This window comes from Enterobacter sp. ZOR0014 (genome assembly GCF_000798855.1).
Classification (GTDB): Bacteria; Pseudomonadota; Gammaproteobacteria; order Enterobacterales; family Enterobacteriaceae; genus Enterobacter; species Enterobacter kobei.
In genome coordinates, this window is record NZ_JTLF01000083.1 from 16356 (window position 1) to 39273 (window position 22918).

Here is a 22918-nt window from a genome sequence, read left to right on the forward strand (position 1 = left end):
CCCTTTGGTTTATGCCCCGGAGTTGCCATGTCCTTCAGTTGCCCCCTTTGTCATGCGTCGCTGATGCGCTCAGATAAAAGTTATCGTTGTCCGCAGGGACATCAGTTTGATATGGCGAAAGAAGGATATGTGAATCTTCTGCCGGTGCAGCATAAGCGCTCCCGCGATCCGGGCGATAGTGCGGAGATGATGCAGGCACGTCGTGCATTTCTCGATGCCGGACACTATCTGCCGCTGCGGGAGACAGTTGCGCAGATGCTGGATGATATGTTGCCTGATTCGGCGTCCGCCATGCTGGATATCGGTTGTGGAGAAGGATACTACACCGCGCGGTTTGCGGAAGTGGTGCGTGAGAAGGGGGCCGTAACATTCGGTCTCGACGTGTCGAAAGTGGCCATTCGCGCGGCGGCTAAACGCTACGCTGACGTGACGTACTGCGTGGCTTCAAGCCACCGGTTGCCGTTCGAAGATGCCAGTATGGACGCTATCATCCGCATCTATGCTCCCTGTAAAGCGCAAGAGCTTGCACGGGTGGTGAAACCCGGCGGATGGGTCATCACCGTCACACCCGGCCCGCGTCATCTGATGGAACTGAAAGGGCTTATCTATGATGACGTGCGTCTGCATGCCCCCCATTCTGAACAGCTGGCCGGTTTTACGCTGAAGCAGGAGAAGTCAGTGGCGTATCAAATGGATCTGGAGGGGCAGGAGGCGGTAGCACTGTTGCAGATGACGCCGTTCGCGTGGCGGGCAAAACCGGAAGTTTGGGCGGCGCTAGCGGCCCGGACGACATTTAGCTGCCAGACAGATTTCAGTATCCATGTCTGGCAGCGCGACGCTTAACCCGCGAAGTGTGCCCAGAGGATCTGGGCACCAATGCCGATCAAAACGATACCGCCTAAGATCTCGGCGCGTTTACCCAGTAGCGGGCCGATAAAGCGTCCGACCATTATGCCCAGCGTGGACATAATAAGTGTTGCACAGCCAATGGCCAGCGCAGTGGCGATAATGTTAACCTGCAGGAAAGCCAGACCCACCCCGACGGCCATGGCGTCAAGGCTTGTGGCGATAGCGGTTGTCACCAGCAGCCAGAATCCATGGCGGTATTGCGGTTCCGCATCTTCATCATCCCCGCCGCGAAAACCCTCGATGACCATTCGGCCACCGAGAAACACCAGCAGAACGAACGCGATCCAGTGATTCCACTCGAGCACGAACTGGCTGGCGAGCATACCCAGACCCCAACCCATGAGCGGTGTCAGCGTTTCGATGGCGCCAAAAATCAGCCCGGTACGCAGTGCTTCTGAGAATTTAGGTTTGTGGAGCGTGGCACCCTTGCCAATGGAGGCAGCAAAAGCGTCCATGGACATGCCAAAAGCGAGAAGGATCGTAGCGGAGATATTCATAACAGCGTCCAGACCGGGGATATCCATATGACACATCACTGCCCCCAGTAAACAGCAGTTGATGTATCTATGGTCTCGCCTGATCTCTTTTGCACCGTAAGCGTGCTGAAAGCGATCCGTACGTGCCACGTTTTTCAACGAGTATGTTGACACGTACATTTCCTGCGTGCAGGAAATCGGCTACTCCCCAACGACGGGCGCAACCTTAACATATTTTGAGAATATAAAACAACATCGAGGAAGGCTTAATTTACTCGCTTTCTTGATAACGATTTTCATTTAGGTTTATGCGTGAAAATATCGTTAATGAATATAAGTAAAAAGAGGAAGGCAGATATAGCAAAGGCTATATTCGTGGTGAGAAAATAGCGTAATATATAGCCGATGCTATAAATTTAACTCATTGAGTTTTAAGGAGTAATGTGTATATTTTCTCAAGGTCATCAATATTCTTGACCCGGATGAGCAGGCGGCGTTGTTCTAATTGCATCACTAACACACCGTCTTCGGATAAATTCATCTCTTTAATGCGGTTATATTCTATCCATACGTTGGCGAAGAAGAATCCGTGTTTTTTAAAAATGAGTTTTGGCGAACGGATCCAGAAAAGGTAAATCGCCATTAATGCCAGCGCACATAATAACCATGTGGTTAATATTGCACCGTGGCTGGTGACGTTATTGTAGATCAGAATGACCACCAGACCCGCGAAGATAAACGCATCAATGCGTCCGCGGCGTAAGAGGGGAAGGGCCAGTAGCGTCTCGCCGTGGCGGCGAGGCATAATGAACTCGTCATAGATAGCGTAAGCCAGAAGGGCAACAATAAATAAAACCAGTACGATGTCCGTGACAGTCATTCATCCTCCGGATAACCGATAAAAAACCGGGGGCAAGCCCCCGGCGTCTCACGTTACTGCTTTACAGACCCAGCAGACCGACAGCGTAGCCCGCGATACCGATGACGAAGAAGCCAACGATGATCCACAGCGGGTTCACCTTCTTACGCAGCAGCCACATACAGGCGAAGGTCAACAGCAGCGGTACCAGGCCCGGCATCAGCTGATCCAGGATAGTCTGCACGGTGGTGACGCGGGTCTGACCATCCTGGCCGGTGATGGTCGATACCACCAGCGGGATGTTCACGTGCGTCCACTTGTTCACCAGTGCCCCCATCACAAACAGGCCGAGGATTGACGCCCCCTCGGTCAGTTTCTGCAGGAAGCCGCCGCCCATATCCTTAACAATATCCACGCCCTTGCGGTAGCCGTAGGCCACGCCGTAGTAACGTGTCAGCAGTCGCACCGCGTTGAACAGGATAAAGAACAGCAGAGGACCGAGCAGGCTGCCGCTCATGGCGATCCCCGCCCCCAGCGCGGCAAAGACCGGACGAACCGTACCCCAGAAGATAGGGTCACCTACACCGGCCAGAGGACCCATCAGACCGACTTTGATACCGTTGATCGCACCATCGTCAATCTCTGCGCCGTTGGCACGCTGCTCTTCCATCGCCAGCGTTACGCCCAGAACCGGCGCGGCTACATATGGATGGGTGTTGAAGAATTCCAGGTGACGCTTAATCGCCTGACGTCGTGCTTCGTTATTTTCCGGGTACAGGCGCTTGATCGCCGGTACCATGGAGAAGCAGAAGCCCAGCGCCTGCATACGTTCGAAGTTCCATGAACCCTGAAACAGGTTAGAACGGATGAACACGCCACGAATATCACCCGGAGTGAGTTTTTTCTCGGTGGTAGTTTTTGTCATATCAACCATTTCGCTCACCTGTTAGTCCAGTTCGTTATCGAGATCGTTGTTACCAGCAGCCTGCGCTGGGGTACCCGCAACGCGGTTATATTTCGGGCTGAGCTGGATGTAGAGAATCGCCATGACGGCACCAATGACACCCAGTGCAACCAGGTTGAAGTTGGTGAATGCTGCGGTCACGAAGCCAAGGTAGAAGAATGGCATCAGGTAGCCTGCGCGCATCATGTTAATGACCATCGCATAACCAACGACCACGATCATACCGCCCGCGATGTTCAGACCGCCGGTGACCACTTCTGGAATGGCGTTCAGCATGCTCTGGACTTCACTGGTACCGACTGAGATCGCAACGATAACCGCCGGAATGGCGATACGCATCGCCTGCAGGAACAGGGATGAAACGTGGATCCAGGAGAGTGCCGTGAGGTTGCCGTTTTCGGCCGCCTTATCCGCCGCGTGCTGGAAAGCAACGGTGATGGTACGTACGATAATGGTCAGAACCTGGCCTGCTGCGGCCAGAGGAATGGCCAAAGCGATACCTGCACCGATACTCTGATGACCGGCAATAACCAGAACGGTCGAAATGATGGAGGCCAGCGCGGCATCTGGCGCAACGGCAGCACCGATGTTCATCCAGCCGAGGGCGATCATTTCCAGCGTACCCCCGATGATGATACCGGTTTTCATATCACCCAGTACGGCACCAATCAACGTACAGGCCACCAGAGGACGGTGGAACTGAAATTCATCAAGTACGGATTCCATACCCGCAATACATGCGACGACGAACACCAGCACAATCTGAAGAGTGGTAATCTCCATTGTACTTCTCCTATTACATAAGCTTTATGTGAAAAACCGGCGCGGGCTTATTTCCCAACTTTACCGATCAAATCCATCATTTTCAGTTTCTGGTCAGTGGAAACTTTACGGGCTTCCAGCTCAATACCGCGTGCATTCAGCTTGTTGAATGCCTCGATATCTTTCGCATCGACTGAAATGGCGTTGTTGACCTGCGTTTTGCCCTGACGGAACGCCATACCCCCAATGTTCACGGAGGTGATTTTCACGCCGCCTTCAACAATGCGCTCAACGTCTGTCGGGTTAGTAAACAGCAGCATTACGCGTTCACCCGCGTATTTCGGGTTGTTGTAAACGCGGATCATCTTGGCGACATCCACCACGTGCGCGGTGACGCCAGGAGGAGCAACCTGAGTCAGAAGGGTTTTACGTACGGTGTCGGCGGCAACTTCATCGCTGACGACGATAATGCGGCGAACGTTGGTCTCTTTAGTCCAGCGCGTTGCCACCTGGCCGTGGATTAAGCGGTCATCAATACGTGCAAGGCCGATGACCATATAATCATTCGGGCCCATGGGTTTTGCCGGTGTAGCCACTTTCGGTGCTGCTGCCGCAGGAGCGGGTTTCTCAACCGGCTGTGCTTTCAGGGCTTTCACGCCCTCACGGCCCGTTTCAACCGCCAGGGCGACAAGCTCATCAAACGTCGGGTTGTCGTCGCGCGCCATAAAGGTTTCCACCAGCATGGGAATGTTAACGCCGGCGACGACTTCATAATGCTCTTTATCGACGACAATACGGCTGGCAGCATTGAACGGGCTGCCGCCCCATGTATCAACGAGAAACAGCACACCTTTGCTGGTATCCAGCTTCGAGAGTTGAGCGTTGTACTTCTCAATCAGCGTCTCGGCGTTTTCACCGGGAACGAAATCGATCCAGCCGACGTTTTCCTGCTCGCCCAACAGCATCTCTGCCGTTTTGAGTAGCTGCTCAGCAGCCCAACCATGTGTGCCTATGACAATAGCAATGGTCACTTGCTACCTCCTTTTATTATCATTAATACGCCTGCCGGGCAGACGTACTGAGAATCGTATTGGCGAACCGAATCGATTCAGATAAGGGTTAGAGTTCAAAAAACTAAGACTTCCGCGAATTATTTTAGACAGTGAAAAAATAATTTATGTGATGAAGATCCGTAATTTAGCTTTCCCGCTCGAGAAAATTCTCAACACAAATTTAGTCTTATTGCGTTTTTGCAAAAGAACGTAAATCTTTGCTTAAAACCTGGTGTCTCTGATATGTTTAGCCTCCGTTTACCTGTTCAGGAGTATAGGGCTACAGCCCACTATATGGACCGTCACCGACGTCAGTCATCTTTCAGGCCGATTTGCGCCTTTTTCACCGGCGATCCTCGCCATGAACCGACTCTGTCTTCCTCTGTTTTGCCCACGTTGAGTGGGGCACCGTTTCGTCATTCCTTTAGCAGGAGCTTGTCATGGAATTCTTAATGGACCCGTCAATCTGGGTGGGATTGCTCACGCTGGTGGTGCTGGAGATCGTTCTCGGCATTGATAACCTGGTGTTTATCGCCATCCTTGCGGATAAGCTGCCGCCAAAACAGCGTGATAAAGCGCGTCTGATTGGCCTCTCGCTGGCGCTGGTCATGCGACTGGGACTGCTTTCCGTCATCTCCTGGATGGTCACGCTGACAAAACCGCTGTTCTCCGTCATGGATTACACCTTCTCCGGGCGTGATTTAATCATGCTGATCGGGGGGATATTCCTGCTCTTTAAAGCGACCACGGAACTCCACGAGCGGCTGGAAAACCGTCAGCACGACGATGGACACGGTAAGGGCTACGCCAGTTTCTGGGTGGTGGTGCTGCAGATCGTCGTGCTGGATGCGGTCTTCTCGCTGGATGCGGTAATCACGGCGGTCGGCATGGTGAACCATCTCCCGGTGATGATGGCGGCTGTGGTCATTGCTATGGCGGTCATGCTGCTGGCGTCGAAACCGCTGACGCGTTTCGTCAACCAACATCCGACGGTGGTTGTGCTCTGTCTGAGCTTCCTGCTGATGATTGGTCTGAGCCTGGTAGCGGAAGGTTTTGGCTTCCATATTCCGAAAGGTTATCTGTACGCCGCGATTGGCTTCTCGATCCTGATTGAACTGTTCAACCAGATTGCGCGCCGGAACTTTATTAAGCAGCAGTCGAATCAGCCGCTGCGTGCCCGGACCGCGGATGCCATTCTGCGTCTGATGGGCGGTCGTCGCCAGGTGAACGTTCAGTCTGATACTGAAAACCGTAATCCGGTGCCGGTTCCGGAAGGGGCGTTTGTAGAAGAAGAGCGCTACATGATCAACGGCGTGCTCTCCCTTGCTTCCCGTTCGCTGCGCGGAATCATGACCCCGCGCGGGGAAATCAGCTGGGTCGATGCGAACCTGAGCGTGGATGAAATTCGTCAGCAGTTGCTCTCTTCACCGCACAGCCTGTTCCCGGTGTGTCGCGGTGAGCTGGATGAGATCATCGGCGTCGTGCGCGCGAAAGAGATGCTGGTGGCCCTGGAAGAGGGCGTCAACGTCGAAGCCATTGCGGCTGCATCGCCTGCGATTGTTGTGCCGGAAACGCTGGATCCGATCAACCTGCTGGGCGTGTTGCGACGCGCACGCGGCAGCTTCGTTATCGTCACCAACGAGTTCGGTGTGGTGCAGGGGCTGGTCACGCCGCTGGACGTGCTGGAAGCGATTGCCGGTGAGTTCCCGGATGCCGACGAAACGCCTGAGATCGTCGCCGACGGCGAAGGCTGGCTGGTTAAAGGCACGACCGACCTGCACGCGCTCTCGCACACGCTCGGGGTGGAAAACGTGGTCAACGATGAAGAAGACATCGCGACCGTTGCCGGTCTGGTTATCGCCGTGAACGGGCAAATCCCGCGTATCGGGGATGTGATTGAGTTGCCGCCGCTGCACATTACCATTGTTGAAGCCAACGACTATCGCGTTGATATGGTCCGTATTGTTAAAGAACAATCTGTCCACGATGAAGAAGAATAGCTCTGCTTAACGCAGGGGCATTAAGGGCACAATGTGTCCGTTATGCTGTGCTGGCGGGGGAGCACTTCCCGCCAGCCATTGTGGAAAGTCTCTCAGCGGCATCGGCCGCGCATAGTAAAATCCCTGCAGGACCGATACACCATGGCGGCGCAGATATCGCGCCTGCTCCTCTGTTTCGACCCCTTCAGCCACCAGTTCGATATTGAGTCGCTGACCCAGTGCAATGATGATATCCGTCACCGTTGAATTCACGGCGTCGGTGCCAATGGCGGTGATAAACGACTGGTCGATTTTTAGTACGTCCGGGTGCAGCTTTTCAAGCCAGGAGAGGGAGCTGTTTCCGGTACCAAAATCGTCGATGGCAAGCTTCACCCCTTTGCGATGCAGTTCGCGCACAATACGATATTCCGCATCCGGCAGGGCATCCCGTTCCGTTAATTCAATCACCAGCTGCTGACGCGGGTTAGCGCTGAACCAGAGGCGGTTCAGGTCCTGTAACAACACCGCGTGACGGAAATGGCTGGCAGCGACGTTAATGCCGATGTGAAAACCGGCGCTGGAAGGAAAGTAGCCTATCTGACGTACGGTTTCGGCGAGGACATAGCGTGTCAGAGGGACAATCAGATTATGTTCTTCCGCCAGAGGAATAAACACTTCCGGGGAGATCCACCCCTGTCGCGGGTTATTCCAGCGCAGCAGAATTTCAACGCCGACGCACGCCTGCGTACGGGCATTCACCAGCGGCTGGCAGAAAAGCTCGAATTCCCGGGCCGCAATGCCCATATCAATCTCCCACGTGAAACTCATCCTGTTCGCCGTCGCCAGCCAGGCGAGATAGCCCAGCAGCAGGCTCAGCATAAGACCCAACGGAAGCTGCGCGGGCAGGGTCTTCAGGGCCAGCTCTCCTGGACCTGGCCCGCTGACGATGATGGAGAAGGGGTTGTGGGTGGATGACAGCTGAACAAGCGCGCCAGCCTTTCCGAAAGTCAGGCTATCGGTGACCCGTTGACCATAGCGCAAAAAACGATCGCCCACGGATAACGCCACATCATCAATAAGTGGACGCTCGGGCTCCAGTATCATTCTGGTGATCAAATCAATATTAATGATCTCAATGACGCCATCTTCCCCGTCCTGGGACACCGGGTTCCACTGGATCAAGATCGGACTGCCCTTCATCAGCCACCGATCGGTCGATAAAATCAGCTTCGGCGTGCTGGCGGGTAATTCCGGGAGAAAGTCGCGGATGGGAATATTACGGCTGCCGAAAACGCTGGAGCAATACAGGATACCGTCTTTAATCAGGGCAATGGAGCGTACCGTTTGCAAAATGGCCGCCTGTTTTCGCAGGGCCAAATGTGCCTGAGGGCAGGGTTGACCCACCAGCTGCTGGAACACGCTGCGGCGTTTTTCCAGCGAAAGGAGAAGATTATCCAGAGAGCGAACGGTATGGCTGCTGAAGTCGAGTACCCGCTGCTGGTTAACGTTGCGCTGAGAAATAAAGCGAGCGCCCAGGGTCAGAATGAGCGTAAGGATCGCAACCGTCACACAGACGATAACGCGTTTTCGGCGGTAATGTTTAATGATCGTTTGTGCAGTTTGCATGAACGGTCGCCTGATAAGCCACCAGCCCCAAAAGCCGGACGCAACAGTAAAAGTGTAGTGGGGAAAGCGAAAGGAGACGAGAAAGAGGGGGGAAATTCGCCCATCCGTTGCAGATGGGCGAAAGCGAGTATTAGTCGCACTGCACCTTAATAGCCAGACCACCACGCGACGTCTCACGGTACTTCGCGTTCATGTCCTTGCCGGTTTCGTACATGGTTTCGATGACCTTATCCAGCGACACGCGCGGTTCGCTGGTACGGCGCATCGCCATGCGTGAGGCGTTGATCGCTTTGACAGAGGCAATCGCGTTACGCTCAATGCACGGTACCTGTACCTGGCCCGCGACAGGGTCACAGGTCAGACCGAGGTTATGCTCCATACCAATCTCTGCCGCCACGCAAACCTGTTCCGGGCTTGCACCCAACAGTTCAGCCAGACCGGCGGCAGCCATCGAGCAGGCAACGCCCACTTCACCCTGACAGCCCACTTCCGCACCGGAGATGGACGCGTTCATCTTGTACAGCGCGCCGATGGCCCCTGCCGCGAGGAAATAGCGGATATAGATATCGGGCGTGACAGGCTCAATAAAGTGATCGTAGTAGGCCAGTACCGCCGGAACGATGCCGCAGGCACCGTTGGTTGGCGCCGTCACGACACGGCCACCGGCGGCGTTCTCTTCGTTAACCGCCAGGGCAAACATGTTTACCCAGTCGACCACGTTCATCGGGTCATTCGAGAATTTATCCGTGGTCACCAGCATACGGCGCAGGGCAGAGGCACGACGCGGCACGCGCAGTGGCCCAGGCAATACGCCTTCGGTGTTCATCCCGCGGTCAATACAGGCGCGCATGGTTTGCCACACGTTAGCAAAATAGTCTTCAATCTCTTTTTTGCTGTGCAGCGCCAGTTCGTTCTGCATCACCATACCGGACAGGGAAAGACCGGTCTCTTTGCAGTACCCCAACATCTCGGTAGCCGACTTAAACGGATACGGGACGCTGACGTCGCCAACGCTGTCTTTGCCAAAATGCTCTTCATCGACGATGAAGCCACCGCCGATGGAGTAGTACGTTTTGCTGTAAATCTCTTTTTCACCGCTCCAGGCATGAATGGTCATGCCGTTTTCATGCAGCGGCAGGTTGTCGCTGCGAAAACGCATGCCGTCATCCTGAGGGAAATCCACTTCATGCTGGCCGTTAGCCAGCAGCAGGCGTCCGCGCGTTTCCACGTCGCGGATAAATGCCGGGATGGCATCAATATCAACAGTGTCCGGCATATTGCCTGCCAGACCCATAATAATGGCGATATCGGTGTGGTGGCCTTTACCCGTTAATGACAGTGATCCGTAAACGTCTACGGCGACACGGGTAACGCTTTCCAGTAATCCTTTTTCGACCAGATCATCGACGAACTGTTTACCGGCCTTCATAGGCCCAACAGTATGGGAAGACGAAGGGCCAATTCCCACTTTAAACATGTCGAATATACTAATCACTTTCACACTCCTGACAGGGTTACCGGGGTTCCAGTAACGATGTTATAACTGCGCATAGTGTAAGAGGGAACACCGACCTCGGCTTAACTATTCACATGAATTAAACTAATGGTTAACGATGGGTTTTGCTAATAGCGCGACGCGGATCGCAAACCTGCAAAAAAGGATGGAATGTAAAGTATAGTCAAGGTTTCAGGCCGATTTGCAGCGCCAGTTCACGAATGATCCCCGCCGTCATGCCCCAGACAAAATAATGCTGATACCAGGACAACCAGACCCGATGATCATGCCCTCGACGCTGAATATCCAGCGGATGATAACGGCTAAGCCGGAGCGCCTCTTCAAGCGGCATCTCAAACACGGCTGACACTTCATCGACGCTGGCGTGATACTGCAGGCCCGGCGGGATAATCCCCACCACGGGCGTGACCTGAAAACCGGTCACGCTGTCGACCGGCGGCAGCACGCCTATCACCTCGACCGCCTCAGGCGGGATGGCCACTTCTTCCTGGGCTTCCCGCAGCGCGGCGGCGATCAGCGACGCATCGGTGCTGTCCACCGCGCCTCCGGGAAAAGCAACCTGACCGGCGTGTTTACGCATATGCGGCGAGCGCTGCGTCAGCAACAGCCCCGGCTGCTCCCGGCGCACCACCGGGATCAGCACCGCCGCCTGACGTTGATTCAGCGTGGCGCGGTTGACCTGCGGTCGCAAAAGCTGAAAGCGCGACAGAAAATCATCCAGCGTCAGGTTCTCTTTCTCCACCGTTAGTTCTCCAGTTGTTTCAGGATACGGTTAACTTTATCAAAGGTTTCCTGATATTCCGCCTCGACCTGGCTATCCGCCACAATGCCACCGCCTGCAGAGCAGTACAGATTGCCGTCGCAGGCCGTCAGGGTACGAATGGTGATGCTGGTATCCATGGTGCCGCACAGGCTGATATAGCCGATACTGCCGCACCAGGCGTTGCGGCGGTGCGGTTCCAGTTCGTCGATGATCGCCATCGCGCGAATTTTGGGGGCTCCGGTGATGGAGCCGCCCGGAAACGCGGCGCGAAGCAGATCGCAGGCGGTGCGCGTGGCGGGCAGGCGCGCGGTAATGGTGCTGACCAGATGATGTACCGCCGGGAAAGGCTCGACGACGAACAGCTCCGGCACGCGCACGCTGCCGGGTTCGGCGACGCGGCCAATATCGTTACGCATCAGGTCGACGATCATCAGGTTCTCGGCGCGATCTTTCGGCGATGCGGCGAGTTTCTCCGCCTGCTGGCGATCGGCGTTGGGGTCCGCCAGACGCGGTAGTGTGCCTTTAATCGGGCGGGTTTGAATGACCCCTTCGGCCAGATGAATAAAGCGCTCTGGCGACAGGCTGAGGATAGCGCCCTGAGGCAGACGTACGAATGCGCTGAACGGCGCCTTGTTGCTGGCATTAAGACGGGAAAACGCCTGCCACTCATCTCCGTGATAAGTCGCCTGGAAACGCTGGGCAAGGTTCACCTGATAACAGTCGCCGCTTTGCAGATACGCCTGAACGCGCGCGAATTTTTCAGCGTATTCCGTCTCGCTCATATTCGAGCGCCAGCCGGAGGTCAGCCTGAACGTCTGGGCCGGGGCGGGCTGTTGCGCTTCAAGCCAGGCCAGTCGCGCCTGCACGTCACTATGGCTCAGCAGAGAAACCGTTTTTTTCTGGTGATCGACAATTAACGCCCAGTCATACAGCCCCACGGCCATGTCTGGCAGGGAAATATCAGCCTGCGCATGCTCGGGCAGCGTTTCGAAACGGCGACCCAAATCGTAGCCAAACAGACCAAGCGCGCCACCCTGAAAAGGGAGATCCGGGTCTGGTGTGGCGGATAAGCCTAACGCGTTGAGCGCTTGCTGAAGCTGCATCAGGGGATCGTCCGTCGGCGCCAGGTCATCGGTTGTCAGCGTTTTAAGCGGGTCGGCAACCAGAATATCAAAGCGGCTGTAGGGGTGATCCGCATGGCCAGAATGCAGCAGCATGGCAAAGGGAAGGTGGCTTATGCGGGCAAACCAGAACTCCGCGGCGTCAGCACGCCAGGGCAACGTCAATACAGTGGGGAAGCGCATGTTCATGTGTGGCATACTACCGGGCAGCGTGAAATAATTAGCGCGAATAATTTAGCAGGAGTTGACGATGTTTGCAGGTTTACCTTCTCTGAGCCATGAACAGCAGCAGAAAGCGGTTGAGCGAATTCAGGAACTGATGTCCCAGGGAATGAGCAGCGGACAGGCCATTGCCCAGGTGGCGGAAGAACTGCGCGCCACCCATACCGGCGAGCGGATCGTGGCGCGTTTTGAGGATGAAGATGAAGAGTAACGGGCTTACACTGCCGCGATAATCTTGATCTCGACCTTATACTCCGGTTTCATCAGCGTGGCCTGTACAGTGCAGCGTACAGGCGCGTGACCCGCCACCACCCATGCATCCCAGGCTTTGTTCATCGCAGCGAAATCTTCTTTATTGGCCAGAAAAATGGTCGCATCCAGAATGCGGGATTTATCGCTGCCCTGTTTTTCCAGCACGGCATCAATTTGCGCCAGCGTGTTGGCCGTTTGCTCGAAGGCATCCGCGTCCAGGTTAGCCGGTACGCCAGTGTAGTAGAGCGTCTGGTTGTGGATCACCACATCAGACCAGCGGGCTTCGGCATCAATGCGCTTAATCGTCATAAACGTTTCCTCGTTATTTTTCGTCACCAGGCGGCAAGACTGCCATATTGTGCCGGCGTCGTCACTATTTGGGGTGGCACTGGAGAGGCGGGACTGACATAATCCCTGTGCAAAAATACAGTGAGAGAGCACCGTGGCAGACGATTTTTCCCCTGAAGGTCAGTTAGCACAAGCGATTCCCGGCTTCAAACCGCGTGAACCTCAGCGGCAGATGGCGCATGCCGTAGCGCACGCTATCGACAAGGCGCAGCCGCTGGTGGTCGAGGCCGGTACCGGCACGGGGAAAACCTACGCGTATCTCGCTCCGGCGCTGCGGGCGAAAAAGAAGGTCATTATCTCCACCGGTTCAAAAGCGCTGCAGGATCAGCTCTACAGCCGCGATTTGCCCACCGTGGCGAAAGCGCTGAAATACAAGGGTCGACTGGCGCTGCTGAAAGGCCGTTCTAACTACCTTTGCCTGGAACGCCTTGAACAGCAGGCGCTGGCGGGCGGCGATCTGCCGGTTCAGACCCTGAGCGACGTGATTATCCTTCGCGCCTGGGCCAACCAGACGGAAGAGGGGGATATCAGCACCTGTGCGAGCGTGCCGGAAGACTCTCCTGCCTGGCCGCTGGTGACCAGCACCAACGACAACTGCCTCGGCAGCGACTGTCCGCTGTATAAAGACTGCTTTGTGGTGAAAGCGCGTAAAACGGCAATGGATGCCGATGTGGTGGTGGTCAACCACCATCTGTTCCTCGCAGATATGGTGGTTAAGGACAGCGGCTTCGGTGAGCTGATCCCTGAAGCGGATGTCATGATCTTCGATGAAGCCCACCAGCTTCCGGATATCGCCAGCCAGTATTTTGGCCAGTCGCTCTCCAGCCGCCAGCTGCAGGACCTGGCAAAAGATTTCACCATCGCCTACCGGACCGAACTCAAAGATACCCAGCAGCTGCAGAAGTGTGCCGACCGCCTGGCGCAAAGCGCGCAGGATTTCCGTTTACAGCTTGGTGAACCCGGCTATCGCGGCAACCTGCGCGAGCTGCTGGCGGACAAAAACATCCAGCGCGCGCTGCTGCTGCTCGATGATGCCCTTGAACTCTGTTATGACGTCGCGAAGCTGTCGCTTGGTCGCTCCGCACTGCTGGATGCCGCCTTCGAACGCGCCACGTTGTACCGCGGACGGTTGAAACGGCTGAAAGAAATCAACCAGCCAGGGTACAGCTACTGGTATGAATGCACCTCGCGCCACTTCACCCTGGCGCTTACGCCGCTGACCGTGGCCGATAAATTTAAAGAGGTGATGGCGCAGAAACCGGGAAGCTGGATCTTTACCTCGGCAACCCTGTCGGTGAATGACGATCTGCACCACTTTACCGAGCGCCTCGGCATTGAGCAGGCGGAGTCGCTGCTGCTGCCAAGCCCGTTTGATTATGAAAAGCAGGCGCTGCTCTGCGTCCCGCGCAATTTACCGCTGCCAAACCAGCCGGGTGCGGCGCGTCATCTGGCGGCGATGCTAAAGCCCATGATTGAGGCCAACAACGGCCGCTGCTTTATGCTTTGCACGTCGCACGCCATGATGCGTGACCTCGCCGAGCAGTTCCGTGCCACCATGACCCTGCCGGTGCTGTTGCAGGGGGAAACCAGCAAAGGACAACTGCTCCAGCAGTTTGTCAGCGCCGGTAATGCCCTGCTGGTTGCCACCAGCAGCTTCTGGGAAGGGGTGGATGTGCGTGGCGATACGCTCTCGCTGGTCATTATCGACAAACTACCGTTTACCTCCCCGGATGACCCGCTGTTGAAAGCGCGGATGGAAGACTGCCGCCTGCGCGGAGGCGATCCGTTCGACGAGGTTCAGCTGCCTGAGGCGGTCATCACGCTCAAGCAAGGGGTAGGGCGCTTAATCCGCGACGTGACCGATCGCGGCGTGCTGGTTATCTGCGATAACCGGCTGGTCATGCGCCCATACGGCGCAACCTTCCTTGCGAGCCTCCCTCCAGCGCCACGGACGCGGGATATAAAACGCGCGGTGCGTTTTCTGGCAAACCCAACGGCGGAGTAATTTGCCCCGGAGTGTGCTAAGATGCGCGCCATTTTGTGACTGACCCTTGCGAGAGCGCGACGACTGATGCGAATTCTGGCTATTGATACCGCAACAGAGGCTTGCTCTGTTGCTCTGCTGAGTGATGGTGCTGTTTCTGCTCATTTCGAAGAGTGCCCACGGGAACACACCCAACGTATTCTGCCCCTGGTAAAAGACATTTTAACTCAGGGCAACACCGCCTTAACCGACCTTGATGCCCTGGCCTTTGGCCGCGGGCCCGGCAGCTTTACGGGCGTCCGTATTGGCATTGGCATTGCTCAGGGACTGGCGCTGGGCGCTGACCTGCCGATGATCGGCGTCTCTACGCTTGCGACGATGGCGCAGGGGGCCTGGCGTATGACGGGCGCCACCCGCGTGCTGGCTGCCATTGATGCCCGCATGGGGGAAGTTTACTGGGCGGAATATACCCGTGATGAGAACGGCGTCTGGCACGGCGAAGAGACGGAAGCGGTACTTAAACCTGATGCGGTCGCTGAACGTCTTAAGCAACTGTCCGGCGAGTGGGCGACCGTGGGGACGGGCTGGCCGGCATGGCCAGACATGGCGAACGACACTGGCGTGACGCTGGTGGACGGCAACATGCTGCTGCCAGCGGCGGAAGACATGCTTCCGATTGCCACTCAGCTGCTCGCAGCAGGAAAAACCGTTGCCGTTGAACACGCGGAGCCGGTTTATTTGCGAAACACCGTCGCGTGGAAGAAACTTCCGGGCCGCGAGTGAATCTCAGTAACAGGAACTGAGAAAAAGGAGTCGCATCATGGCGGTTCAGACTAAAGTAGTACGCCTTTTTATGGCAGGCGCGGTTGCCATAGCACTGAGCGGATGCGTATCCGTCCCTGATGCGATCAAGGGCAGTAGCCCGACGCCCCAGCAGGATCTGGTTCGGGTGATGAATGCGCCTGAGCTTTACGTCGGCCAGGAAGCGCGCTTCGGCGGGAAAGTGATCGAGGTGCAGAACCAGCAGGGGAAAACCCGGCTGGAGATTGCTACCGTGCCGCTGGACAGCGGTGCGCGACCCGTACTGGGTGAGGCCTCCCGGGGACGCATCTATGCGGATGTCAGTGGTTTCCTCGATCCCGTTGATTTCCGTGGGCAACTGGTGACCGTCGTCGGACCGATAACCGGCGCCGTGCAGGGTAAAATCGGTAACACGCCTTATAAATTCATGACCATGCAGGTCAATGGGTATAAACGCTGGCGTCTGGCACAGCAGGTGATCATGCCGCCTCAGCCGATTGACCCGTGGATGTGGGGTCCGCATCCTTATCGTTATGGTTACCCGGGTTGGGGCTGGTATAACCCCGGTCCTGCGCAGGTCCAGACGATCGTAACTGAATAACTTACTGTTATTGCTAGGAAAGAGACAGCGGCTTAGCCGCTGTCTCTGTTTTTTTACGGATAATACGAAAAAAAAGAGTGACGCGCTTCGCAACCTTAAATCTGAACAATTAATAAACTGGTACGCTGAGTTAATATAATGTTAACAAACTGTTTATTATCGGGGTTGTGATGACGACGAACACTCATTTCAGAGGTGATGCATTGAAAAAGGTTTGGCTTAACCGTTATCCCGCAGATGTTCCTGCCGAGATCAATCCTGACCGTTATCAATCCCTGGTTGAATTATTTGAACACTCGGTAAGGCGCTACGCAGACCAGCCCGCATTTGTGAATATGGGCGAGGTAATGACGTTCCGTAAGCTTGAGGAGCGTAGCCGGGCGTTTGCGGCCTATCTGCAGGAAGGGCTTGGGCTGCAAAAAGGAGACCGCGTCGCGCTGATGATGCCGAACCTGCTGCAATACCCGGTGGCGCTGTTCGGCATCCTGCGTGCCGGGATGATTGTCGTCAACGTCAACCCGCTTTACACCCCGCGCGAGCTGGAACACCAGCTCAACGACAGCGGTGCGGTGGCGATAGTTATTGTTTCTAACTTTGCCCATACCCTGGAAAAAGTGGTCGACAAAACCCAGGTTAAACACGTCATCCTGACGCGCATGGGGGATCAGCTGTCCACCGCCAAAGGGACGCTGGTTAACTTTGTGGTTAAATACGTCAAGCGCCTGGTGCCAAAATACCATCTGCCGGATGCCATCTCCTTCCGCCGCGCGCTGCATGCGGGCTATCGCATGCAATACGTCAAACCGGAAGTGGTCTCTGAGGACCTCGCTTTTCTGCAATACACCGGCGGCACAACCGGCGTGGCCAAAGGGGCGATGCTAACCCACCGCAACATGCTGGCAAACCTTGAACAGGTCAATGCCACCTACGGGCCGCTGCTGCATCCGGGCAAAGAACTGGTGATCACGGCGCTACCGCTGTATCACATTTTCGCGCTGACCATGAACTGCCTGCTGTTTATCGAGCTGGGCGGTCAAAACGTCCTGATCACTAACCCGCGAGACATTCCGGGGCTGGTGAAAGAGCTGGCAAAATACCCCTTCACCGCCATGACCGGGGTAAATACCTTGTTCAACGCGCTGCTCAACAATAAAGAATTTCAGCAGCTGGATTTCTCAACGTTGCACCTCTCTGCGGGAGGCGGTATGCCGGTTCAGCAGGCGGTCGCCGAGCGCTGGGTGAAACTCACCGGGCAGTATCTGCTGGAAGGTTATGGCCTGACGGAATGCGCACCGCTGGTCAGCGTCAACCCGCATGACATTGACTACCACAGCGGAAGCATTGGCCTGCCGGTTCCCTCCACGGAGGCCAAACTGGTCGATGACAATGATAACGAAGTCGCGCCGGGCGAACCGGGCGAGCTGTGCGTGAAAGGGCCGCAGGTGATGCTGGGCTACTGGCAACGCCCGGATGCAACAGACGAAATCATTAAAGACGGCTGGCTGCATACCGGCGATATTGCGGTGATGGATGACGAAGGCTTCCTGCGCATCGTCGATCGCAAAAAAGATATGATTCTGGTCTCCGGTTTCAACGTCTATCCGAACGAAATCGAAGACGTGGTCATGCAGCACAGCGGCGTGCTGGAAGTTGCGGCGGTGGGCGTGCCTTCCGGCAGCAGCGGGGAAGCGGTGAAGATATTTGTGGTCAAAAAAGATCCTTCACTCACCGAGGAAGCGCTGATAACGTTCTGTCGTCGTCAGCTGACGGGCTATAAAGTGCCGAAGCTGGTGGAATTCCGCGATGAGCTGCCGAAATCCAACGTCGGGAAGATATTACGACGAGAATTACGTGACGAAGCCCGTGCCAAAGTAGACAATAAGGCCTGAGCTTCACGTTAATCGCCCTGACGCCGGTTAAGCCGGCGTTTTTTATGGGCGCAAACAAAAGAGAATCCGATTTGAATTACCAGATGATCACGACCAACGACGAGCTGGCTTCGCTGTGCGAAGTGACGCGCGACTTTCCTGCCATCGCTCTGGATACCGAGTTTGTCCGTACCCGGACGTACTATCCGCAGCTGGGTTTGATTCAGATGTATGACGGCAAGCACGTCTCGCTGATCGACCCGCTCGGCATCACCGACTGGACGCCGATGCGTGACCTGCTGCTGGATACGGCAGTAACGAAATACCTGCACGCAGGCAGTGAAGATCTGGAAGTTTTTCTGAATACCTTTGGCATCATGCCTCAGCCGCTGATCGATACGCAGATCCTTGCGGCTTTTAGCGGTCGTCCGCTCTCCTGGGGCTTTGCCGCCATGGTGGAGGAGTATACGGGCCTGACGCTGGACAAAAGTGAATCCCGTACTGACTGGCTGGCGCGCCCGCTTACCGAACGTCAGCTGGAATATGCGGCGGCAGACGTGTTTTACCTTCTGCCGATTGCCGGACAACTGATGAAAGAGGCGGAGGCCTCCGGATGGCTCTCTGCCGCGCTGGACGAGTGTCGTATGACGCAGCTGCGTCGCCAGGAAGTGGTTGATCCGAAAGACGCCTGGCGTGATATCAGCAACGCCTGGCAGCTGCGTACGCGTCAGCTGGCGTGCCTGCAGCTGTTAGCGGACTGGCGTTTACGTAAAGCGCGCGAGCGCGATCTGGCGGTTAACTTTGTGGTGCGCGAGGAACATCTCTGGGCAGTTGCGCGCTATATGCCGGGCAGCCTGGGGGAGCTGGACAGCATTGGGCTTTCGGGCAGTGAGATCCGTTTCCACGGTAAAACCTTGCTGGCGCTGGTCGCAAAAGCGCAGGCGTTGCCGGAAGATGCGCTGCCGGAACCGCTGTTGAACCTGATGGATATGCCGGGTTACCGCAAAGCGTTTAAGGATATCAAAGCGCTGGTGCAGAACGTTGCCACTGAAAGTAAGCTGAGTGCTGAGCTGCTGGCATCGCGTCGTCAGATTAACCAGCTGCTGAACTGGCACTGGAAGCTGAAACCGCAGAATGGCCTGCCGGAACTGATGGCGGGCTGGCGTGGAGAATTGATGGCCGATCGTATGAATACTCTGCTGGAAGGGTATCCGCGGTAAAAAATATGCCGGGCGATATACCCGGCATATTCCCCCGGTGGCGCTGCGCTTACCGGGGCTACAAAATCAGAACCCTACGGGCGCGACTCTTCCGCTTCCGGAAGCGTCACGTTCAGCTCCAGAATCGAAATATCCCCGTCTTTTTGCTCCAGCTGCACCGTGACCATCTCCGGGTCAATCTGTACGTACTTACAGATCACTTCCAGGATGTCCTTACGCAGCTGCGGCAGGTAATGAGGCTCGGCGTCGCTACGACGACGCTCCGCAACGATGATTTGCAGACGTTCTTTTGCGATGTTGGCGGTGTTCTTTTTCCGCGAGAGAAAAAAGTCCAGTAATGCCATAACTTATCCTCCGAACAGGCGTTTGAGGAAACCTTTCTTCTCTTCTTCAATGAAGCGGAAAGGACGTTCTTCTCCCAGCAGACGGTCAACAGTATCAGCATACGCTTTACCTGCATCTGCCGTCGTATCAAGGATCACGGGCTCGCCCTGGTTAGAGGCGCGCAGCACGGACTGGTCTTCCGGGATGACGCCCACCAGTTTAATGCGCAGGATCTCCAGTACGTCTTCCATGCTCAGCATGTCACCTTTGTTGACGCGACCCGGGTTATAACGGGTCAGCAGCAGGTGCTCTTTGATCGGCTCTTCGCCATTTTCCGCACGACGGGATTTGGAGGCGAGGATGCCGAGAATACGGTCGGAGTCACGCACGGATGAGACTTCAGGGTTGGTGGTGATGATCGCTTCATCAGCAAAGTAGAGTGCCATCAGGGCACCAGTTTCGATGCCGGCAGGGGAGTCACAGACAACGAAGTCGAACTCCATTTTTCTCAGCTCCTCGAGTACCTTTTCGACACCTTCACGGGTCAGGGCGTCTTTGTCACGCGTCTGAGAGGCCGGGAGGATGTAGAGGTTCTCGGTGCGCTTGTCTTTAATCAGCGCCTGGTTCAGCGTGGCATCGCCCTGAATGACGTTGACGAAGTCATACACGACGCGACGCTCACATCCCATAATCAGGTCGAGGTTACGCAGGCCGATATCGAAGTCGATAACGACGGTTTTCTTTCCCTTCTGGGCCAAACCAGTAGCGATGGCCGCGCTGGAGGTGGTCTTGCCAACGCCTCCTTTACCCGAAGTAACAACAATAATGCGTGCCATAGAAATTCCTTGTTAAAAAGGGATCAATTCAACGGTTGAACGGTCAACGCGTCGTCTGCCAGTCGCAGACGAGCCGCTTTGCCATAAAATTCGGCTGGGATCTTGTCGCTCAGCCAATATTCACCTGCGATGGACACCAGTTCCGCCGTCAGGTGAGTACAAAATATTTGCGCGTCCCGATCGCCACTTGCGCCTGCGAGCGCACGTCCACGCATCATACCGTAAACGTGAATATTGCCATCTGCAATAAGCTCTGCGCCAGCACTGACGTGGCTTGTAACAATCAGATCACAGTTTGGTGCATAAATGCGCTGACCGGAACGAACCGGTACGTCAATCATTCGCGTTTTTGTGACGGGAGTAACGTTTTGCACCACAGGAGGGGGCGCCTGCACGGCAGCAGGTGCTGCACGCGGGGCTTTTTCTTTACCTTCATTAAGAAGGGGCAGCCCGGCACGGTCGATTTCCGCTTTCAGCTCGCTATCTTTACAGCCACTGATGCCGACAATTCGCAGGCCAGTAGAGGAGACGGCCTGCTGGAGAAGTTTCCAGTTAACCGGAGCCTCAAGACCACTCACGTTGATAACAACAGGGGCGTGTTTCAGAAAAGCGGGAGCCTGCGCGATTTTGTCTTCTAACGCCTGACGAATAACCTCGGGTTTTGCATCATGCAAATGTACCACTGATAAGGTGAAGCTACTGCCTTTAAGCTCGATGGGCGTGTTTGACATCCTGGCCTTACTCAATTTGCTATTAACCGCAACCATTCGCTGCGATATTCCGAAGAGTATCAGGCATGTTATAGTCAGGAGTATATTGAGGCAAGCAACCACCCATTAATTCAGAGTAAAAACATGTTTTGTGTGATCTACAGAAGTACAAGCCGTGACCAGACCTATCTTTATGTCGAAAAGAAAGACGATTTTTCACGCGTGCCTGAAGAATTAATGAAGAGCTTTGGCCGCCCCCAGTTGGCGATGCTGCTGCCGCTGGATGGTCGTAAGAAACTGGTCAATGCCGATCTGGATAAAGTGAAAACGGCATTAGCCGAGCAAGGCTATTATTTACAGCTTCCACCACCGCCTGAGAATTTATTAAAACAGCACCTTGAGGCGAACGGGAAAAAATAGTCTCAGCTGTTTCGGGCGCATCACATCAACCGATTAGGGGTCGAGCATGTATCAACATCATAACTGGCAAGGTGCGTTACTGGATTATCCCGTCAGCAAAGTGGTCTGCGTGGGCAGTAACTACGCAAAGCATATTCAGGAGATGGGCAGCGCAACACCAGAAGAGCCGGTTCTGTTTATTAAGCCAGAGACGGCGCTTTGCGATATCCGCCAGCCGCTGGCGTTGCCGCAGGGGCTGGGGTCAGTGCATCACGAAGTTGAGCTCGCGGTGCTGATCGGCGCCACGCTGCGCCAGGCCTCCGAAGAGCATGTTCAGAAAGCGATTGCTGGCTACGGCGTCGCGCTGGATCTGACGCTGCGTGATGTGCAGGGAAAAATGAAGAAGGCCGGGCAGCCGTGGGAAAAAGCCAAAGGCTTTGACAACGCGTGTCCGATTTCGGGATTCATTCCGGTCAGTGAATTTACCACCGATCCACAGGACACGCCGCTCAGCCTGAAGGTGAACGGTGACATCCGCCAGCAGGGCAGCACGGCAGACATGATCCATAAGATTGTGCCGCTGATCGCCTACATGAGCCGCTTCTTCACCCTGAAACCCGGAGATGTGATCCTGACCGGTACGCCTGAAGGGGTTGGCCCGCTCCTCAGCGGCGATGAACTGGAGGTCGGTTTTAACGGCCTGTCGCTGAAAACCCGCGTGCTGTAACCACATCTTGCCGCCTGAAGAGGGCGGCAAAACTTGCAACAACGTGCCAGACTCGTTATAAGGTGCGCTTTCTTTTGACGTGTGGACATCCTGATGAACGACATCCCTTTCTGGCAAAGCAAAACTCTTGACGACATGACTGACGCGGAATGGGAATCATTGTGCGACGGCTGCGGGCAGTGCTGCCTGCATAAGCTGATGGATGAAGATACGGACGAAATCTACTTCACCAACGTGGCCTGCAAGCAGTTGAACATCAAAACCTGCCAGTGCCGCAACTATGAACGTCGGTTCGAATTTGAGCCGGACTGCATCAAGTTAACCCGTGATAATCTGCCCACCTTTGAATGGCTGCCGCATACCTGCGCGTATCGCCTGCTGGCGGAAGGGAAAGGGTTACCAGACTGGCATCCGTTGCTGACCGGTTCGAAAGCGGCGATGCACGGCGAGCGCATTTCGGTGCGCCACATCGCCGTGAAAGAGTCCGAGGTGCGGGACTGGGAAGACCATATTATGAATCACCCTAATCGGTGATAATAAAAAACCCGCCTCGGCGGGTTTTTTATTATGCGCTGTTGTGTCGGGTGGCGCTGCGCTTA

The 22918-nt window shown here is 55.5% G+C and carries 25 protein-coding genes and 1 riboswitch; of the genes, 12 read left to right on the forward strand and 13 right to left on the reverse strand.

Going from position 1 to position 22918, the window contains the following annotated elements; translation table 11 throughout:
- Positions 1 to 27 precede the first annotated feature (27 nt).
- Positions 28 to 843, forward strand: a complete 816-nt coding sequence (gene rlmA, locus L977_RS03760) for a 23S rRNA (guanine(745)-N(1))-methyltransferase (RefSeq protein WP_047624818.1) — start codon at positions 28 to 30, stop codon at positions 841 to 843.
- On the opposite strand, the gene mntP is transcribed toward rlmA, so the two are convergent.
- The 5 genes from mntP to manX all read right to left on the reverse strand — a co-directional run bounded on the left by mntP (position 840) and on the right by manX (position 5001).
- On the reverse strand, positions 840 to 1406 hold the full coding sequence (gene mntP, locus L977_RS03765) for a manganese efflux pump MntP (protein ID WP_045281244.1): 567 nt from the start codon (positions 1404 to 1406) through the stop codon (positions 840 to 842). The two genes, rlmA and mntP, sit on opposite strands and share 4 nt — an antisense overlap.
- Before the next feature lie 10 nt (positions 1407 to 1416).
- Positions 1417 to 1607: riboswitch (yybP-ykoY riboswitch) on the reverse strand.
- 199 nt (positions 1608 to 1806) lie between these two features.
- Positions 1807 to 2265 carry a DUF986 family protein gene (locus L977_RS03770; RefSeq protein WP_047624820.1) on the reverse strand — a complete coding sequence of 153 codons (459 nt, stop codon included), beginning with the start codon at positions 2263 to 2265 and terminating at the stop codon, positions 1807 to 1809.
- A 61-nt stretch (positions 2266 to 2326) separates the two neighbouring features.
- Positions 2327 to 3178, reverse strand: a complete 852-nt coding sequence (locus L977_RS03775) for a PTS mannose transporter subunit IID (protein WP_006810994.1) — start codon at positions 3176 to 3178, stop codon at positions 2327 to 2329.
- Positions 3179 to 3190: 12 nt separating this feature from the next.
- Entirely contained in the window at positions 3191 to 3991 is an 801-nt protein-coding gene (locus L977_RS03780) for a PTS mannose/fructose/sorbose transporter subunit IIC (RefSeq protein ID WP_047624830.1), read from the reverse strand.
- Between the two features lie 47 nt (positions 3992 to 4038).
- Positions 4039 to 5001, reverse strand: a complete 963-nt coding sequence (manX, locus tag L977_RS03785; protein WP_014884279.1) for a PTS mannose transporter subunit IIAB — start codon at positions 4999 to 5001, stop codon at positions 4039 to 4041.
- A 315-nt stretch (positions 5002 to 5316) separates the two neighbouring features.
- Here manX and L977_RS25200 point away from each other — a divergent pair, with 315 nt between their 5' ends.
- Together L977_RS25200 and yoaE are read left to right on the forward strand one after the other, a co-directional pair.
- Complete coding sequence (locus L977_RS25200) at positions 5317 to 5475, forward strand: protein YoaL (protein WP_442854919.1); 159 nt, start codon at positions 5317 to 5319, stop codon at positions 5473 to 5475.
- Positions 5463 to 7022 carry a CNNM family cation transport protein YoaE gene (yoaE, locus tag L977_RS03790; RefSeq protein WP_014884278.1) on the forward strand — a complete coding sequence of 520 codons (1560 nt, stop codon included), beginning with the start codon at positions 5463 to 5465 and terminating at the stop codon, positions 7020 to 7022. The genes L977_RS25200 and yoaE overlap by 13 nt, the downstream gene beginning before the upstream one ends.
- A gap of 6 nt (positions 7023 to 7028) precedes the next feature.
- On the opposite strand, the gene L977_RS03795 is transcribed toward yoaE, so the two are convergent.
- The 4 genes from L977_RS03795 to pabB all read right to left on the reverse strand — a co-directional run bounded on the left by L977_RS03795 (position 7029) and on the right by pabB (position 12216).
- Complete coding sequence (locus tag L977_RS03795; RefSeq protein WP_023330635.1) at positions 7029 to 8627, reverse strand: EAL domain-containing protein; 1599 nt, start codon at positions 8625 to 8627, stop codon at positions 7029 to 7031.
- Between the two features lie 130 nt (positions 8628 to 8757).
- The gene (gene sdaA / locus L977_RS03800; RefSeq protein WP_023330634.1) at positions 8758 to 10122 is read right to left on the reverse strand and encodes an L-serine ammonia-lyase; all 1365 of its coding nucleotides are present in this window, start codon (positions 10120 to 10122) and stop codon (positions 8758 to 8760) included.
- A gap of 184 nt (positions 10123 to 10306) precedes the next feature.
- Entirely contained in the window at positions 10307 to 10885 is a 579-nt protein-coding gene (locus L977_RS03805; protein ID WP_014884275.1) for a CoA pyrophosphatase, read from the reverse strand.
- A gap of 2 nt (positions 10886 to 10887) precedes the next feature.
- Positions 10888 to 12216: an aminodeoxychorismate synthase component 1 gene (gene pabB, locus L977_RS03810; RefSeq protein WP_014884274.1), complete on the reverse strand. Its 1329-nt coding sequence runs from the start codon at positions 12214 to 12216 to the stop codon at positions 10888 to 10890.
- A 61-nt stretch (positions 12217 to 12277) separates the two neighbouring features.
- Between pabB and L977_RS03815 the strand changes: the two genes are divergently transcribed.
- Positions 12278 to 12460 (forward strand): YoaH family protein, encoded by a 183-nt coding sequence (locus L977_RS03815; protein ID WP_010432696.1) that lies wholly within the window; start codon positions 12278 to 12280, stop codon positions 12458 to 12460.
- Between the two features lie 5 nt (positions 12461 to 12465).
- Here the strand turns inward: L977_RS03815 and L977_RS03820 are convergent, their stop codons facing one another.
- Positions 12466 to 12810 (reverse strand): RidA family protein, encoded by a 345-nt coding sequence (locus tag L977_RS03820; RefSeq protein ID WP_047624835.1) that lies wholly within the window; start codon positions 12808 to 12810, stop codon positions 12466 to 12468.
- A gap of 133 nt (positions 12811 to 12943) precedes the next feature.
- Between L977_RS03820 and L977_RS03825 the strand changes: the two genes are divergently transcribed.
- From L977_RS03825 to rnd, 5 genes are all read left to right on the forward strand, one after another.
- On the forward strand, positions 12944 to 14854 hold the full coding sequence (locus tag L977_RS03825) for an ATP-dependent DNA helicase (protein WP_023330632.1): 1911 nt from the start codon (positions 12944 to 12946) through the stop codon (positions 14852 to 14854).
- 66 nt (positions 14855 to 14920) lie between these two features.
- Complete coding sequence (gene tsaB, locus L977_RS03830) at positions 14921 to 15616, forward strand: tRNA (adenosine(37)-N6)-threonylcarbamoyltransferase complex dimerization subunit type 1 TsaB (RefSeq protein WP_047624839.1); 696 nt, start codon at positions 14921 to 14923, stop codon at positions 15614 to 15616.
- A 37-nt stretch (positions 15617 to 15653) separates the two neighbouring features.
- Positions 15654 to 16235, forward strand: a complete 582-nt coding sequence (locus L977_RS03835) for a Slp family lipoprotein (protein ID WP_014884269.1) — start codon at positions 15654 to 15656, stop codon at positions 16233 to 16235.
- A gap of 203 nt (positions 16236 to 16438) precedes the next feature.
- Positions 16439 to 18124, forward strand: coding sequence for a long-chain-fatty-acid--CoA ligase FadD (gene fadD, locus L977_RS03840; protein ID WP_014884268.1), 1686 nt, complete (start codon positions 16439 to 16441; stop codon positions 18122 to 18124).
- Between the two features lie 83 nt (positions 18125 to 18207).
- Positions 18208 to 19323 (forward strand): ribonuclease D, encoded by a 1116-nt coding sequence (gene rnd, locus L977_RS03845; protein WP_162269548.1) that lies wholly within the window; start codon positions 18208 to 18210, stop codon positions 19321 to 19323.
- 74 nt (positions 19324 to 19397) lie between these two features.
- On the opposite strand, the gene minE is transcribed toward rnd, so the two are convergent.
- Genes minE through minC form a run of 3 tightly spaced genes read right to left on the reverse strand, consistent with a single transcriptional unit; the run spans position 19398 to position 21214 of the window.
- Complete coding sequence (gene minE, locus L977_RS03850; protein WP_008500504.1) at positions 19398 to 19667, reverse strand: cell division topological specificity factor MinE; 270 nt, start codon at positions 19665 to 19667, stop codon at positions 19398 to 19400.
- A gap of 3 nt (positions 19668 to 19670) precedes the next feature.
- Positions 19671 to 20483: a septum site-determining protein MinD gene (minD, locus tag L977_RS03855; protein WP_014884266.1), complete on the reverse strand. Its 813-nt coding sequence runs from the start codon at positions 20481 to 20483 to the stop codon at positions 19671 to 19673.
- A gap of 23 nt (positions 20484 to 20506) precedes the next feature.
- Positions 20507 to 21214, reverse strand: a complete 708-nt coding sequence (minC, locus tag L977_RS03860) for a septum site-determining protein MinC (protein WP_023330629.1) — start codon at positions 21212 to 21214, stop codon at positions 20507 to 20509.
- A 123-nt stretch (positions 21215 to 21337) separates the two neighbouring features.
- Here minC and L977_RS03865 point away from each other — a divergent pair, with 123 nt between their 5' ends.
- From L977_RS03865 to L977_RS03875, 3 genes are all read left to right on the forward strand, one after another.
- Positions 21338 to 21613 (forward strand): YcgL domain-containing protein, encoded by a 276-nt coding sequence (locus tag L977_RS03865; RefSeq protein WP_014884264.1) that lies wholly within the window; start codon positions 21338 to 21340, stop codon positions 21611 to 21613.
- Between the two features lie 46 nt (positions 21614 to 21659).
- Positions 21660 to 22319: a fumarylacetoacetate hydrolase family protein gene (locus L977_RS03870; RefSeq protein WP_045134178.1), complete on the forward strand. Its 660-nt coding sequence runs from the start codon at positions 21660 to 21662 to the stop codon at positions 22317 to 22319.
- Between the two features lie 93 nt (positions 22320 to 22412).
- Complete coding sequence (locus L977_RS03875; protein WP_014884262.1) at positions 22413 to 22853, forward strand: YcgN family cysteine cluster protein; 441 nt, start codon at positions 22413 to 22415, stop codon at positions 22851 to 22853.
- Positions 22854 to 22918: the final 65 nt, after the last annotated feature.

Coding starts and splice junctions, on each gene's coding strand:
- rlmA (WP_047624818.1), top strand. CDS start 28: ATGTCCTTCAGTTGCCCCCTTTGTCATGCGTCGCTGATGCGCTCAGAT.
- mntP (WP_045281244.1), bottom strand. CDS start 1,406: ATGAATATCTCCGCTACGATCCTTCTCGCTTTTGGCATGTCCATGGAC.
- L977_RS03770 (WP_047624820.1), bottom strand. CDS start 2,265: ATGACTGTCACGGACATCGTACTGGTTTTATTTATTGTTGCCCTTCTG.
- L977_RS03775 (WP_006810994.1), bottom strand. CDS start 3,178: ATGGTTGATATGACAAAAACTACCACCGAGAAAAAACTCACTCCGGGT.
- L977_RS03780 (WP_047624830.1), bottom strand. CDS start 3,991: ATGGAGATTACCACTCTTCAGATTGTGCTGGTGTTCGTCGTCGCATGT.
- L977_RS25200 (WP_442854919.1), top strand. CDS start 5,317: ATGGACCGTCACCGACGTCAGTCATCTTTCAGGCCGATTTGCGCCTTT.
- yoaE (WP_014884278.1), top strand. CDS start 5,463: ATGGAATTCTTAATGGACCCGTCAATCTGGGTGGGATTGCTCACGCTG.
- L977_RS03795 (WP_023330635.1), bottom strand. CDS start 8,627: ATGCAAACTGCACAAACGATCATTAAACATTACCGCCGAAAACGCGTT.
- pabB (WP_014884274.1), bottom strand. CDS start 12,216: ATGAACATGCGCTTCCCCACTGTATTGACGTTGCCCTGGCGTGCTGAC.
- L977_RS03815 (WP_010432696.1), top strand. CDS start 12,278: ATGTTTGCAGGTTTACCTTCTCTGAGCCATGAACAGCAGCAGAAAGCG.
- L977_RS03820 (WP_047624835.1), bottom strand. CDS start 12,810: ATGACGATTAAGCGCATTGATGCCGAAGCCCGCTGGTCTGATGTGGTG.
- tsaB (WP_047624839.1), top strand. CDS start 14,921: ATGCGAATTCTGGCTATTGATACCGCAACAGAGGCTTGCTCTGTTGCT.
- L977_RS03835 (WP_014884269.1), top strand. CDS start 15,654: ATGGCGGTTCAGACTAAAGTAGTACGCCTTTTTATGGCAGGCGCGGTT.
- rnd (WP_162269548.1), top strand. CDS start 18,208: ATGATCACGACCAACGACGAGCTGGCTTCGCTGTGCGAAGTGACGCGC.
- minE (WP_008500504.1), bottom strand. CDS start 19,667: ATGGCATTACTGGACTTTTTTCTCTCGCGGAAAAAGAACACCGCCAAC.
- minD (WP_014884266.1), bottom strand. CDS start 20,483: ATGGCACGCATTATTGTTGTTACTTCGGGTAAAGGAGGCGTTGGCAAG.
- minC (WP_023330629.1), bottom strand. CDS start 21,214: ATGTCAAACACGCCCATCGAGCTTAAAGGCAGTAGCTTCACCTTATCA.
- L977_RS03865 (WP_014884264.1), top strand. CDS start 21,338: ATGTTTTGTGTGATCTACAGAAGTACAAGCCGTGACCAGACCTATCTT.
- L977_RS03870 (WP_045134178.1), top strand. CDS start 21,660: ATGTATCAACATCATAACTGGCAAGGTGCGTTACTGGATTATCCCGTC.
- L977_RS03875 (WP_014884262.1), top strand. CDS start 22,413: ATGAACGACATCCCTTTCTGGCAAAGCAAAACTCTTGACGACATGACT.